Raw genomic sequence first — 13,572 nt, 5'->3', positions numbered from 1 at the left:
CTCCGCCCTATGAAAAAAGCGACGCAGGCCCTCCGGCTCGCGTCGCTTTTTTCATGCCCGCCGGTGCGATCGACCGGTCGCGCCAGCCTCCTTGCATTCCGGCTTCAGGGTGCCTCGCGGCGCGGCCCGAGCAACGCGGTGGCCACGCGCCAACCGAGCAGTACCAGCACGATCGCGCCATAGAGCTTCGGCAGCGCGAGATCGTGCTTGCCGGCCCGCATCCACCAGAAATGCAGGATCGCGAGCAACGCGATCGCGTAGATCAGCCGGTGCAGCCGCTGCCAATGCCGGCCGAGCCGGCGCACCATCGCGCGCGGCGAGGTCAGCGCGAGCGGAATCAGCAGCACGAACGCCGCGAAGCCGACCGTGATGAACGGCCGCTTGACCACGTCGCGCAGGATCGCCGCCACGTCGAACCACTTGTCGAACCAGAAGTACGTCGTGAAGTGCAGCGCGGCGTAGAAGAACGCGAACAGGCCGATCATGCGCCGCAGGCGCAGCAGCGCGTTCAGCCCGGCGATGCGCCGCAGCGGCGTAACGGCCAGCGTCACGCAGAGGATCACGAGCGTCCAGAGCCCGGTCGAGCGCGTGACGAATTCCACCGGGTTCGCGCCGAGCCCCCCGGTGAAGCCGAGCGCCACGAGCCGCGCGAGCGGAAACAGCCCGGCGAGGAACACCAGCGGCTTGGCGATGCGCACCCAGCGCGGCCCGGCCGGCGGCGCCACCCGGCGGCTCGCGCCGCGCGGCGGCACCGTTCCCGCGCCGCCGGCCGGCGTCTGCAGATTGTCGTCCACGCCGCGCCGCCTAGAAGTTCTTGCGCAGATCCATGCCGCGATACATCGACGCGACCAGATCGCCGTAGCCGTTGAACATCAGCGTCTTGCGCTTCGGCGTGAAGAAGCCGTCCTCGCCGATGCGCCGCTCGGTCGCCTGGCTCCAGCGCGGATGATCGACCTCGGGGTTCACGTTCGAATAGAAACCGTATTCGGTGGGCGCGTAGGTGTTCCAGCTCGTCTTCGGCTGCTGTTCGACGAAGCGGATCCTGACGATCGACTTGGCGCTCTTGAAGCCGTATTTCCAGGGCACCACGAGCCGCACCGGCGCGCCGTTCTGGTTCGGCAGCACCTGGCCGTAGACGCCCATCGTCAGCAGCGCGAGCGGGTTCATCGCCTCGTCGAGCCGCAGCCCTTCCGAATAGGGCCAGTCGAGCACCGGCGCCGACAGCCCCGGCATCTGCGACGGGTCGGCCAGCGTGACGAACTGCACGTATTTCGCGCCCGGGCTCGGCTGCACGCGCCGGATCAGCTCGGCCAGCGGAATGCCGATCCACGGAATCACCATCGACCAGCCCTCGACGCAGCGGTGCCGGTAGACGCGTTCTTCGAGCGGCGCGAGCTTCAACAGCTCGTCGATGTCGTAGACCTTCGGCGTCTTCACCGCGCCCTCGACGCTGACGCGCCACGGCCGCGGCCGCAGCGAGCCGGCGTTCTGCGCGGGATCGCCCTTGTCGGTGCCGAATTCGTAGAAGTTGTTGTAGGTGGTGACGTCCTGGTACGGCGTGACCTTGTCGGGCACCACGAACTTCGCGTTGGTGGTCGCCGCGAGCGGATGCGCCGACGGGTTCGGTGAGCGATAGGCCGCGAACGCCGCGCCGGGCAAGCCGCCAAGGCCGCCCGCCAGCGCCGCGCCGGCGCCGGCCGCGCGCAACAGGCCGCGGCGCGCCGCGAACACCGACGACGGCGTGATCTCGCCGCGCGGAATGTCGTCGCCGGCAAGCAACTGCCGACGCGTGGTTCTTATCAACATGGGCATCTCCGCGCCGGCCTTCCCGCCAGCGATCGAGCAGTGAACCGACAAGTTCCGCCGTGCCGGGCAGCCCGGCGGGCGGTGCAACAAAAAACCGCCGCTCGCGAACGACGCGGCGGCGGTTTTCGAATCCGTTTCAGGCAGCCTTCGGCACCCTGGCCTACAGCTTGCCGTAGCTATGCAGCCCCGACAGGAACATGTTCACGCCGAGGAACGCGAACGTGGTGACGAGCAGGCCCGTCAGCGCCCACCAGGCCGCCACGCTGCCGCGCAAGCCCTTCATGAGCCGCATGTGCAGCCAGGCCGCGTAGTTCAGCCAGACGATCAGCGCCCAGGTTTCCTTCGGGTCCCAGCTCCAGTAGCCGCCCCACGCTTCGGCCGCCCACAACGCGCCGAGGATCGTCGCGATCGTGAAGAACGCGAAGCCCACCGCGATCGACTTGTACATCACGTCGTCGAGCACTTCGAGGGGGGGAGGCGATCGGCCAGCACGCCGCGCGACTTGAGCAGATAGGCCACGCTGACCATCGCCGACAACGCGAAGCTGCCATAGCCGATGAAGTTGGCCGGCACGTGGATCTTCATCCACCAGCTTTGCAGCGCGGGCACCAGCGGCTGGATCTGCTGCGCGTCGCGCGCGATCGAGTACCACATCAGGAAGCCGACGGCCGCGCTGATCACCAGCAGCACGAACGCGCCGAGCGCGCGCGTGCCGTAATGTCCTTCGTAGTACAGATAGAGCAGCGCCGTGATCAGGCTGAACAGCACGAACACTTCGTAAAGGTTCGACACCGGGATATGGCCGACATCCGCACCGATCAGGTAGGACTCGTACCAGCGCACCATCAGGCCCGTGAAGCCCATCAGCACGGCGGCCCAGGTCATTTTCTGGCCGATCGCCGCGCCCGTGGGCGAGCGGCTCAGCAGGCCGATCCAGTAGAACACCGTGGCGAACACGAACAGCGCGCTCATCCAGAGGATCGCCGACTGGCTCGACAGGAAGTACTTGAGGAAGAACGCCGAATCGGCGCGAGAGAGATCGCCGTGATAAATCTGCAGCGACAGCAGCGACGTGCAGGCGATCAGCGCCATCAGCAGCCGCGCCGGCTTCCAACGCCAGCCCAGCCCGACCAGCGCGACGGTCGCGCCCGTCATGACGACCTGATCGTAGTAATCCATGTGCGCCTGGTAGTGCACCAGGGCGAAACCGGCGCCGGCAACCATCGCCAGCGCGAACAGCCAATCGACCAGCGACAAGCGGCGCCAGAACGGGCGATCGTCGAACAGCGGCAGGGCCGACGCATCGGCGCGGCCGCGCGGCGTGGAGGACGAAGAAGCCTGGATGAGAGCCATGACGTTACCGTGGGGAGTCGGGGAGCTCGGCGTCGCGCGCGGCCGGAGCCGCGGTTTGCGGCTCGGCGCCCAGCACCGCGCCCGCCGCATCGCGCGTCTGCGCGAATTCCCTCTCGAAATCGAAGGTCCTGCGGGCCGTGGACATCGCCATCACGACAGCCACTCCCGCCTGAGTATCCTTGAGCCAGAACCAGAGCCGGCGTTCGCGCACGTAGAACATCGAAAAGATGCCGAACACCAGCAGCAGGCTGCCAAGATACACCAGATTTTTACCAGGCGCGCGTGTCAACTGGAATACCGAAGCCTGCACCTGCTTATATGAATCCAGCCGCAAATACACCGGCGCGCCGTACAGAAAGCTGTCCGACAGCGCGTTGATGGCGTTCTGCACGAAACGCGCCGTGTCGGCCGATTGCGCGACCGGTTGCAGCCCCGCGTGCTCGCGCGCGACCGCCCAGACCTGCCACATCGCGCCTTCCAGCATGCGCAGCAGCAAGCCGGCGGCCTTCTCCTGCTCGGCCTTCGGCACCGATTGATCGATGAAGCCGGCCACCGCCTGGAAACCGCCCATCGGCGCGCCGTCCGGCTGATGGCCCGCGCTCGCGTCGGCGCCAGCGAACAGGGTCAGGACACGCAGCGCGCTGTCGTCGAGCCGCGTGCGCAGGCCCGCGTCGGCACTCGGCAGGGACGCCTGCGCGAAGCGCGCGGCGGCTTCGGTGCGCACCGCCGGATCTTCCAGCGCCGCGCGAATTCGCATCCATTCGGCGATCGAATCGTCGGCATCGGCCGGAATCCGCAGATAGCGGAACGGATCGTTCGGGCTCACGCGCATGCCGGCCAGGAACATCCGGTCGCCGCCGACCTCGACCGGCAGCATGTAGTTGTTGAATTCGCGCGCCTGGCCGTCCTTGCCGCGCACCTTGTACTGGATCGACGGGCCGACGTTGTGCAGGTTCACCGGGTTCGACGTCTTCGCGCCCGAGCCGAGCCGCTCGTCGAACGCCTCCTTGAGCGAATGCGACGCGCCCACGCCGCGCACGTCGGTCTTGCCGTTCGCGTCGGTGATGTTCTCGACGTTGATCGCGCGGAAATCGGCGAATTCGATCGTATCGCCGTCGTGGCCGGCCAGCGGCGCGGCGTTGCCGATCACGCCGTTCACCGGGAAGGTCTTGTCGCTGCCGCCCGTCATCGGGAACGCCGTCATCTGCATCTGCGAGCCGCCGTCCTGGAAGCTCGACTGATAGATCGACACGCCCTTGTAGGTGAACGGCTTGTTGACCTCGACGCGCGCCGGGATCCGCTTGCCGGTGGCGCGGTCGATCACGACGATATCGCTCGCGAACAGCTTCGGCATGCCGGTCGAGTAGTAATCGACGATGAACTTGTCGAGCTGGATCGAGAACGGCAGATCCTGGATCAGCGAGCCGCTCGGCTGGTTCAGGATCGCGGTGGACACGTACTGCCCCTCGGGCACCCAGGCATAGCCGCGGAACGTGGGGTTCGACGCCGACAACCGGTGTTCCGGCCCGATCTCGCTGATCGCGGCGCTGGTGTTGACGGGCGACTTGCCGAACAGCCACATCTGGAAGTGGATCGGCAGGTTGCTGTCGAGCAGGCCGCCGATGCAGATCACGACGATCGCGAGGTGGGCCGAAATGTAGCCGTACTTGGTCAGCGCACCGCGCTTGGCCGCGATCAGCGTCGCGCCGTCCGATTCGCGCACCACCTGCTTGTAGCCGGCCTTGGCGACGAACGCCGACAGCGCCGCAGTCACCCCCGCACGATCGCCCTCGACGGTGTACTCGGCCTTGTGATGGAACGCGCGCAGGCTGCCTTCGCGCACCTTGTCCTTCCAGTTGCGGGCGTCGGCCAGCATCTTCGGGCCGTTGCGGATCACGCACAGCGACAGCGACACCACCAGGAACAGCAGGATCAACATGAACCACCAGGCGCTGTAGACCGTGTACAGGCCGATCGAGCGGAAGATGTCGGCCCAGAACGGGCCGAACTGGTTCACGTAGTTCGGATAGGGATCGTCCTGCGTGAGGACGGTGCCGATGATGCTCGCGATCGCCAATACGACGAGCAGCGCGATGGCGAAGCGCATCGAACTGATCAGCTCGATCGCGGTGTTCAGCGCGCCGCGGCGCGTTTTCGTCTCGATTCCCGACGTGGTGACGCTCATTCACACTCCGACTGACAACAAAAAAGGGCAAGGCGCACACCTGCCGGCAAGCGCCCCACCCTTTCTTTCGTTCTTGTACCCGTCACCCGCGATGACAGGCGGACCATCCGTTGCCCGTCGCGCTCAGTGCAGGCCGGCCACGTAATCGGCCACCGCCTTCACTTCGCTGTCCGACAGGCGCGATGCGATCTGATGCATCGGCTCGTTGTTGTTGCGTGCGCCCTGCTGGAAGGCCGTGAGTTGCGCGACCGTGTAATCGGCCCACTGCCCCGACAGGCGCGGATACTGCGCCGGGATGCCCTGCCCGGTCGGGCCGTGACAGCTGGCACACGCCGGCACGCCCTTCTCGGCGATCCCGCCACGGTAGATCTTCTGGCCCAGCGCGACCGTGGCCGCGTCGCGCGCGACACCCGGTTTTGCCGTTTGCGAACCATAATAGGCGGCCACATTACGCGCATCCGCCTCGCTCAACGCGCCGGCAAACCCGGCCATCACCGCACTGCTGCGCGCCGGTGCTTTCGCACCCGGCTGCGTCTTGAAATCGTGCAGTTGCTTGAGCAGATATTCGGGATGCTGGCCCGCCAGCTTGGGAAACGCCGCCGTTGCGCTGTTGCCGTCCGCGCCATGACACGACGCGCAGACCGCCGTGGCGATCGCCTTGCCGCGCTCGAGATCCGGCTTGGCCGGATCCGCTGCATACGCCTGTGTCGCGAAACCCGTGAACGCTGCCGCAACCTGAAGCGTGATCAGAGACTTGCACAGTCGATTCATTCGCACACCCTGTTTCGTCTTGTGGGAATTTGAGTTTTGCAAACGACGGTAGCCAGTCTACAGCAGAAAACCTCTGCAACCCGCCCGCAGGGCTTCGCGGAAACCGCCGTATTGTACAATATGGTGTTTAAAGCCCCGTTCCGGCTATCAGGGTTATTGCGCGGATTTCCGTGTATCCAACCGAGCGGATCATTGCGGGGCATCCCGCCTTCACGCGCGCTCCAGCGCGCCCTCGCCCCCTCCGCTCCCATGGCCTTCCTGCTCCATCAAGCCCGTTTCTATACGACCGTCAATCATCTGCGCGATTTGCCGCCCACGGTGATCCCGGAAATCGCGTTTGCCGGCCGGTCCAACGCGGGCAAATCGACGGCAATCAACATCCTGTGCAATCAGAAACGGCTTGCCTTCGCGTCGAAAACGCCCGGCCGCACCCAGCACATCAACTATTTCTCGGTCGGCCCCGAAGCCGAACCGATCGCCAATCTGGTCGACCTGCCCGGCTACGGCTACGCGGAGGTACCCAACGCGGCCAAGGCGCATTGGGAAGCGCTGCTGTCGGCCTATCTGAAGACCCGGTCCCAATTGCGCGGCATGATCCTGATGATGGATTCGCGCCGGCCGCTGACCGACCTGGACCGCCGCATGATCGAGTGGTTCGCGCCGACCGGCAAGCCGATCCACACGCTGCTGACGAAATGCGACAAATTGACTCGCCAGGAAAGCATCCTCGCGCTGCGCGGCACACAGAACGAGCTGAAGGCCTATCGCGAAGCCGGCTATGAAGGCGAGCTGACCTGCCAGTTGTTTTCGGCGCTCAAGCGCGTGGGGATCGACGACGCGCACACGCAGATCGAAGGCTGGCTGCGTCCGTCGGTCGCCGGCGAAAATGACGCAGCTGTAGCAGAATGACCGCTCCGCGCCGTAGAGGCGCGGCCCCGAACGGAGGCTTGCCGTCGGTTAGCGCATAAAAAAACCCGCCGTGAAACGGCGGGTCAAACAGCCTAATCAAACTACGACAGGCACCCGCTCAGGGAGGAGAAGCGGGGAGTGCCGCGCTTACGCGGAACTCGATCGCTATCATATACCATTGTCTCGAAATTTCACCGAAGGCTGCCGTAAGCCAACCTTCAGACTGATTCCAGCGATTCCGTCATGAGCCTCCATCCCTTGCATCGCCCGCGCAGAATGCGCCGCGACGATTTCTCGCGTCGCCTGATGCGTGAAAACATCCTCACCACCAACGATCTGATCCTGCCCGTCTTCGTCGTCGAAGGCACCAACGTGCGCCAGGCGGTGCCGTCGATGCCCGGCGTCGAGCGCGTCTCGGTCGATCTGCTGATGGGTGTGGCCGAACAATGCGTTGCGCTCGGCGTGCCCGTGCTGTCCCTGTTTCCGGCCATCGAGCCGTCGCTGAAGACGCCCGACGGTCGCGAGGCGACCAACCCGGCCGGCCTGATCCCGCGCGCCGTGCGCGAGCTGAAAAAGCATTTCCCGGACCTCGGCGTGCTGACCGATGTGGCACTCGATCCGTACACGAGCCATGGCCAGGACGGCGTGCTCGACGCCAACGGCTACGTGATCAACGACGACACGATCGAGATCCTGGTCGAGCAGGCGCTCGCGCAGGCCGAAGCCGGCGTCGACATCGTCGCGCCGTCGGACATGATGGACGGCCGGATCGGCTCGATCCGCGAAGCGCTCGAAAGCGACGGCCATATCCACACGCGCATCATGGCCTACTCGGCCAAGTTCGCGTCGGCGTTCTACGGCCCGTTCCGCGATGCGGTCGGCTCGGCCTCGAACCTCGGCAAGAGCAACAAGATGACGTACCAGATGGATCCGTCGAATTCCGACGAGGCGCTGCGTGAAGTCCGGCTCGACATCGAGGAAGGCGCGGACATGGTGATGGTGAAGCCGGGCATGCCCTACCTCGATATCGTGCGCCGCGTGAAGGACGAGTTCCGCTTCCCGACCTACGTCTATCAGGTCAGCGGCGAGTACGCGATGCTGAAGGCCGCCGCGCAAAACGGCTGGCTCGACCACGACAAGGTGGTGCTCGAATCGCTGCTCGCGTTCAAGCGCGCGGGCGCGGACGGCGTGCTGACCTATTTCGCGCTCGACGCGGCCCGGTTGCTGCGCGACCAGAAGTAAGCCGCGCGCGCCCGACGGCGCGCTGCGAAATGCAAAAACGGCGAAGCGTGTTCAGCGCTTCGCCGTTTTTTCATGCGGCGGCGACGAGGCTCGCTGCCCCTGCTCAAGCCGCGGGCGAGGTCGCCGGCGCACCGGCGCGATCGAGGCTGCGCAGGAAGCGGTCGGCCGCCTGATAGCCGACCACGCGGCCCAGCTCGTGCCCGTCGGCGCCGAACACGATGATGCCCGGCGGCCCGAACAGGCCGAAGCGCTTCAGCAGTGCCTGATCGTCGGCGTTATTGGCCGTGACGTCGGCGCGCACCAGATGCAGTTGCGCCAGGCGCGCCTGCACGCGCGGATCGGTGAAGGTCAGGTGCTCCATCTCCTTGCACGACACGCACCAGTCGGCATAGAAATCGAGCATCATGGGGCGGCCGGCGGTCTTGACCACCTGATCCAACTCCGCGCTGGAGCGCACCGGCGCGAACACCGGGCCTTCGTGCGCGGCCGCCACCGCCGCGCCGGGCGCAGCGGCTGCGCCGCCTCGCGAGGCAAACACCGACAGCGGACGCAGCGGATCGGTCGAACCGGCGGCGAGGCCCACCAGCAGCACCGCGGCCCAGATCGCGAACGCCGCGCCCACGCCCCGGCCCAGACGGCGCCAGATCGAGGTGCCGCCCGCGGCCGGCGTAAACAAGCCGGTCGCGGCGGCGGCAATCAGCAGCCAGAGCGCGGCCAGGCCGATCTGCAGCGACGCGCCGAGCACCGGCCAGACGATCCAGAGCGCGGCTGCAAGCAGCACCACGCCGAAGAACACCTTCACGCCATCCATCCAGGCGCCCGCGCGCGGCAGCAGCGTGCCGGCGCCCAGGCCGATGATCAGCAACGGCACACCGAGGCCGAGCCCCATCGCGAACAGCGCGGCGCCGCCCAGCAACGCGTTTCCGGTGTGCGCGATGAACGCCAGCACGGCGAACAGCGGCGCCGTCATGCAGGCACCGACCACCAGCGCCGACAGCGCGCCCATCGTCGCGACCGCCAGGAAACGGCCGCCGGAACGGCGGCTCGACGCCTGCGCGGCGCCGTCCTGCCAGCGTTGCGGCAGCGAGATGTCGATGCCGCCGATCAGCGTCAGCGCGAACACCGTCAGCAGCAGGCCGAACGCGCCGAGCATCCACGGGTTCTGCAGCCATGCGCCGAGGCTCTGCCCGACCAGCGCCGCAGCAATCCCGAGCACCGTATAGACCAGCGCCATCCCCACCACGTAGGTCAGCGACAGCAGGAAACTGCGCGTGCGCGTGGCCTGCGTGCCTTCGCCGATGATGATCGCCGAGAGGATCGGGATCATCGGATAGGAGCAGGGCAGGAGGCTCAACACCATGCCGGCGACGAAGAACAGCGCGAGGATCGTCACGAAGCCATGGCCTTCGAGCAGCGATTGAGCGTAATCGGCGCTCGTCACGCGCTCGTACCAGCTACCGTCGGTTGCAGCGGCGGTGGGGGCAGCAGCAGCCGGAGCGGATATGGACGGGGCCGCCGGGGAGGCAGGCGCTGCGGAGGATTGCGGCGCCACCGATTGCGCGGCCGCCGCCGTCAGCGCCGCGCCATCGACGTGCACCACATGCTCGGCCGGCGGATAGCAGATCCCGCCGTCGGCGCAACCCTGGGACGTCACCGACAGGTCGAACGGCCCGGACGCCTTCGTCACCGGCAGATGCACGACCAGGTCGCCGCGATAGGTTTCGACGTTCTTGGCGAACGTCTCGTCGTACTTCACATGTCCGGCCGGCATCTGCGCGTCGCCGAGCGTCGCATTGCCGCTCTTCACCGCGAACACGAAGCGCTCGCGGTACATGTAGTAGCCGTCCGCGATCTTGAAGTGCAGATCGACCTGCCCCGGCGCTTCGCTCGAACTGAAGCGGAACGCGACCGAAGGATCGAGGAAATCGGCATCGGCGCGCGCGGCCGACGACAGGCCGAACAGCGCCGCAAACAGGGCAAAACCGGCGAGCAGCAGGCGCCACCCGGTGGCCGTAAATTGACGATCAGACATGGAACAGACGTTGAGTTTCGGCCGCCACCCAGGCGCCATAGGCGTCGGATGCGGTGGCCTGCCACGAGACGATTTCGGGCGTCTCGTAGGGATGATGGGACGCGATGAAGCGTTCGAGCTCGAGCGAGCGCTGGGCACTCGTCTTGAACAACAACTGGATCTCCTCCGCGGATTCGATCTTGCCCTGCCAGTGGTAACTCGAGCGGATCGTGCCGAGTTCCGACACGCAGGCCGCGAGCCGGCCGCCCAGCGCGCCATCGGCGAGCGAGCGGGCCGTGGCCTCATCGGGCACGGTCGTCATCATCAGAACGATCACCATCGACGTCTCCTGCGGCATTCGCAAAACGCCCTATCCTAACGCAGGCCCAGGCATTGCGCGCTCGGTGCGCTGCGCGACTTACAAAGCGCCAGGCAACAAAAAAGCCAGGCATCGGCCTGGCTTTTTGGGACAACGGATAAAACTTATTCCGTTTCCTGGATGTTCTCTTCCGAGACTTCCGGACGGTCGAGCAATTCGACCAGTGCCATCGGCGCGTTATCGCCAACGCGGAAGCCGAACTTCAGGATACGCAGGTAGCCGCCCGGGCGGGTCGAGAAACGCGGGCCCAGCACTTCGAACAGCTTCGTGACCGAGTCACGATCGCGCAGGCGGTTGAACGCCAGACGACGGTTTGCCAGCGACGGCTTCTTGCCCAGCGTGATGAGGGGCTCGACAACCTTGCGCAGTTCCTTGGCCTTCGGCAGCGTGGTCTTGATGACTTCGTGCTCGATCAGCGAATTGGACATGTTACGGAGCATTGCCAGACGGTGGCTGCTCGTGCGGTTCAGTTTCCGCAAACCATGACGGTGACGCATTTTCAGTTTCCTTGATTCAAAGTTTTGATCCAGCTCTTCTATCGCGCCTCAAGGGCGCACGGGCCGGTAGAAAAAAGCAAGACGCGGATTCTAAAGGAAAATCCGCGTCTTGACTAGATGACGACGCTATGACTGTCGTGCGATTACTTGTCGAGACCAGCCGGCGGCCAGTTTTCGAGCTTCATGCCGAGCGTCAGGCCACGCGAAGCGAGGACTTCCTTGATCTCGTTCAGCGACTTGCGGCCCAGGTTCGGCGTCTTCAGCAGCTCGTTTTCCGTACGCTGGATCAGGTCGCCGATGTAGTAGATGTTCTCGGCCTTCAGGCAGTTCGCGGAACGAACCGTCAGTTCGAGATCGTCCACCGGACGCAGCAGGATCGGATCGATCTGCGGCGCACGCGACGGTGCTTCCGCTGCCGTTTCCGTGCCTTCCAGTGCAGCGAACACCGACAGCTGATCGACCAGGATGCGAGCCGACTGGCGGATCGCTTCTTCCGGGGTGATCACGCCGCTCGTTTCGATGTTCATCACGAGCTTGTCGAGGTCGGTACGCTGTTCGACACGGGCGCTTTCGACCGAGTAGCTGACGCGGCGAACCGGCGAGAACGATGCGTCGAGCACGATGCGGCCGATGATCTTCGCGGAGTCTTCGCCATAACGACGCACGTTGCCCGGCACATAGCCGCGGCCCTTCTCGATCTTGATCTGAACGTCGAGCTTGCCGCCCTTCGTCAAGTGAGCGATCACGTGTTCCGGGTTGATGATCTCGCAGTCATGCGCGAGTTCGATGTCGCCGGCCGTCACGATCCCTTCGCCATCCTTGCGCAGCGTCACCGTGACTTCGTCGCGGTTGTGCAGCTTGAACACCACGCCCTTCAGGTTCAGCAGCAGGTTGACGACATCCTCTTGCACACCATCAAGCGTCGAATACTCGTGCACCACGCCGGCGATCGTCACCTCGGTCGGCGCATAGCCGATCATCGATGACAGCAGCACGCGACGGAGCGCATTGCCCAAGGTATGGCCATAGCCGCGTTCGAACGGCTCCATGACCACTCTCGCATGGTTCTCGCCAAGCGATTCCACGGCGATGATCTTGGGTTTCAACAAACTGGTTTGCATAGGTTTTCCTTTTCAATACCCTCGGCTCGTTACACCGATAAGGCTGACCGGTAACACCTGAAAATGAAGAGCCGAGGCCCTGCCGGCGCTTCGCAAGCAGGGTACCTCGGCTATCAATCCGATTAACGCGAATACAATTCGACGATCAGGCTTTCGTTGATGTCGCCTGCAATTTCAGCGCGTTCCGGCACTTGCTTGAACGTGCCTTCGAACTTCTTCGCGTCGACCGCGACCCAGCTCGGCATGCCGCCTTGTTCAGCCAGCGACAGCGCTTCGACGATACGCGCTTGCTTCTTCGACTTTTCGCGGATCGAGATGACGTCGCCAGCCTTGACTTGCAGCGACGGAATGTTCGACACGACGCCGTTCACCGTGATGGCCTTGTGGCCCACGAGCTGGCGTGCTTCTGCGCGAGTCGAGCCGAAGCCCATGCGGTACACGACGTTGTCCAGGCGCGATTCGAGCAGTTGCAGCAGGTTTTCACCCGTGTTGCCCTTGCGACGATCGGCATCGGCGAAGTAACGGCGGAACTGGCGCTCCAGCACACCGTAAATGCGCTTGACCTTCTGCTTTTCACGCAGCTGCGTACCGTAGTCGGACGTACGCGCACCCGAGGTGCGGCCGTGCTGACCCGGCTTGCTGTCAAGCTTGCACTTGTCGGCGAGCGAGCGGCGCGCGCTCTTCAGGAACAGATCGGTGCCTTCGCGGCGGGACAGCTTGGCCTTGGGGCCGGTATAACGTGCCACTTTGTGTTTCCTCTATCTAGCTTCACGCGGCTGCAACAACCGCGCTAGTTCGTGCCCTTTGGGCCGAACGGTGGACTTAGTCAATCAACGCAATCAACTACGTTGCCCGTAGCCGCCCTGAGGCGACGACAGGCTGCACCTGGCATCCTTAGATGCGGCGGCGCTTCGGCGGACGGCAGCCGTTGTGCGGGATCGGGGTCACGTCGGAAATCGCCGTGATCTTGATGCCGAGGCCATGCAGTGCACGCACTGCCGACTCACGACCCGGGCCCGGGCCCTTGATACGCACTTCGAGGTTCTTCACGCCGTATTCCATCGCGACACGGCCTGCCGACTCGGCGGCAACCTGCGCTGCGAAGGGGGTCGACTTGCGCGAGCCCTTGAAGCCTTGGCCGCCCGACGTCGCCCACGCCAGGGCGTTGCCCTGACGATCGGTGATCGTGATGATCGTGTTGTTGAACGAAGCGTGGACGTGAACCACACCTTCCGCGACGTTCTTCTTAACCTTCTTGCGAACGCGTTGAGCCGCGTTATTGGAAGCCTTAGCCATGA

12 protein-coding genes and 1 pseudogene are annotated in these 13,572 nt (G+C 65.1%); 2 read left to right on the top strand and 11 right to left on the bottom strand.

Translation table 11 applies throughout. The features are described 5' to 3' along the window. Positions 1-104 precede the first annotated feature (104 nt). The 5 genes and pseudogenes from msrQ to AB4850_RS33780 all read right to left on the bottom strand — a co-directional run bounded on the left by msrQ (position 105) and on the right by AB4850_RS33780 (position 6,115). Positions 105-794: a protein-methionine-sulfoxide reductase heme-binding subunit MsrQ gene (gene msrQ / locus AB4850_RS33800; RefSeq protein WP_414443703.1), complete on the bottom strand. Its 690-nt coding sequence runs from the start codon at positions 792-794 to the stop codon at positions 105-107. 10 nt (positions 795-804) lie between these two features. Continuing rightward, on the bottom strand, positions 805-1,806 hold the full coding sequence (msrP, locus tag AB4850_RS33795; RefSeq protein WP_414443702.1) for a protein-methionine-sulfoxide reductase catalytic subunit MsrP: 1,002 nt from the start codon (positions 1,804-1,806) through the stop codon (positions 805-807). Between the two features lie 160 nt (positions 1,807-1,966). Then, positions 1,967-3,159, bottom strand: a pseudogene (ccsB, locus tag AB4850_RS33790) (c-type cytochrome biogenesis protein CcsB). 4 nt (positions 3,160-3,163) lie between these two features. Next, positions 3,164-5,344 (bottom strand): cytochrome c biogenesis protein ResB, encoded by a 2,181-nt coding sequence (locus tag AB4850_RS33785; protein ID WP_414443701.1) that lies wholly within the window; start codon positions 5,342-5,344, stop codon positions 3,164-3,166. A gap of 123 nt (positions 5,345-5,467) precedes the next feature. Then, the gene (locus AB4850_RS33780) at positions 5,468-6,115 is read right to left on the bottom strand and encodes a c-type cytochrome (protein ID WP_414443700.1); all 648 of its coding nucleotides are present in this window, start codon (positions 6,113-6,115) and stop codon (positions 5,468-5,470) included. Between the two features lie 249 nt (positions 6,116-6,364). Here AB4850_RS33780 and yihA point away from each other — a divergent pair, with 249 nt between their 5' ends. Further along, positions 6,365-7,024, top strand: a complete 660-nt coding sequence (gene yihA / locus AB4850_RS33775; protein ID WP_414445685.1) for a ribosome biogenesis GTP-binding protein YihA/YsxC — start codon at positions 6,365-6,367, stop codon at positions 7,022-7,024. Positions 7,025-7,267: 243 nt separating this feature from the next. After that, positions 7,268-8,266 (top strand): porphobilinogen synthase, encoded by a 999-nt coding sequence (hemB, locus tag AB4850_RS33770; RefSeq protein ID WP_414443699.1) that lies wholly within the window; start codon positions 7,268-7,270, stop codon positions 8,264-8,266. A gap of 103 nt (positions 8,267-8,369) precedes the next feature. Here the strand turns inward: hemB and dsbD are convergent, their stop codons facing one another. The 6 genes from dsbD to rpsK all read right to left on the bottom strand — a co-directional run bounded on the left by dsbD (position 8,370) and on the right by rpsK (position 13,570). Continuing rightward, positions 8,370-10,298: a protein-disulfide reductase DsbD gene (gene dsbD, locus AB4850_RS33765; RefSeq protein WP_414443698.1), complete on the bottom strand. Its 1,929-nt coding sequence runs from the start codon at positions 10,296-10,298 to the stop codon at positions 8,370-8,372. Beyond that, positions 10,291-10,617 carry a divalent-cation tolerance protein CutA gene (cutA, locus tag AB4850_RS33760; RefSeq protein ID WP_414443697.1) on the bottom strand — a complete coding sequence of 109 codons (327 nt, stop codon included), beginning with the start codon at positions 10,615-10,617 and terminating at the stop codon, positions 10,291-10,293. The genes dsbD and cutA overlap by 8 nt, the downstream gene beginning before the upstream one ends. Positions 10,618-10,760: 143 nt before the next feature. Continuing rightward, the gene (gene rplQ, locus AB4850_RS33755; protein ID WP_414443696.1) at positions 10,761-11,153 is read right to left on the bottom strand and encodes a 50S ribosomal protein L17; all 393 of its coding nucleotides are present in this window, start codon (positions 11,151-11,153) and stop codon (positions 10,761-10,763) included. Between the two features lie 143 nt (positions 11,154-11,296). Further along, positions 11,297-12,274: a DNA-directed RNA polymerase subunit alpha gene (locus AB4850_RS33750; RefSeq protein ID WP_414443695.1), complete on the bottom strand. Its 978-nt coding sequence runs from the start codon at positions 12,272-12,274 to the stop codon at positions 11,297-11,299. Between the two features lie 122 nt (positions 12,275-12,396). After that, on the bottom strand, positions 12,397-13,020 hold the full coding sequence (rpsD, locus tag AB4850_RS33745; protein ID WP_414443694.1) for a 30S ribosomal protein S4: 624 nt from the start codon (positions 13,018-13,020) through the stop codon (positions 12,397-12,399). Between the two features lie 148 nt (positions 13,021-13,168). After that, entirely contained in the window at positions 13,169-13,570 is a 402-nt protein-coding gene (rpsK, locus tag AB4850_RS33740; protein ID WP_012734376.1) for a 30S ribosomal protein S11, read from the bottom strand. Positions 13,571-13,572: the final 2 nt, after the last annotated feature.

The organism is Burkholderia sp. 22PA0106 (assembly GCF_047497155.1).
Lineage (GTDB): Bacteria > Pseudomonadota > Gammaproteobacteria > Burkholderiales > Burkholderiaceae > Burkholderia.
The sequence above is the reverse complement of the archived record's forward strand: the minus strand, read 5'-3'. Positions and strand labels throughout refer to the sequence as shown.

Coding starts and splice junctions, on each gene's coding strand:
- AB4850_RS33780 (WP_414443700.1), bottom strand. CDS start 6,115: ATGAATCGACTGTGCAAGTCTCTGATCACGCTTCAGGTTGCGGCAGCG.
- cutA (WP_414443697.1), bottom strand. CDS start 10,617: ATGGTGATCGTTCTGATGATGACGACCGTGCCCGATGAGGCCACGGCC.
- rpsK (WP_012734376.1), bottom strand. CDS start 13,570: ATGGCTAAGGCTTCCAATAACGCGGCTCAACGCGTTCGCAAGAAGGTT.
- AB4850_RS33750 (WP_414443695.1), bottom strand. CDS start 12,274: ATGCAAACCAGTTTGTTGAAACCCAAGATCATCGCCGTGGAATCGCTT.
- dsbD (WP_414443698.1), bottom strand. CDS start 10,298: ATGTCTGATCGTCAATTTACGGCCACCGGGTGGCGCCTGCTGCTCGCC.
- hemB (WP_414443699.1), top strand. CDS start 7,268: ATGAGCCTCCATCCCTTGCATCGCCCGCGCAGAATGCGCCGCGACGAT.
- msrP (WP_414443702.1), bottom strand. CDS start 1,806: ATGTTGATAAGAACCACGCGTCGGCAGTTGCTTGCCGGCGACGACATT.
- rplQ (WP_414443696.1), bottom strand. CDS start 11,153: ATGCGTCACCGTCATGGTTTGCGGAAACTGAACCGCACGAGCAGCCAC.
- yihA (WP_414445685.1), top strand. CDS start 6,365: ATGGCCTTCCTGCTCCATCAAGCCCGTTTCTATACGACCGTCAATCAT.
- AB4850_RS33785 (WP_414443701.1), bottom strand. CDS start 5,344: ATGAGCGTCACCACGTCGGGAATCGAGACGAAAACGCGCCGCGGCGCG.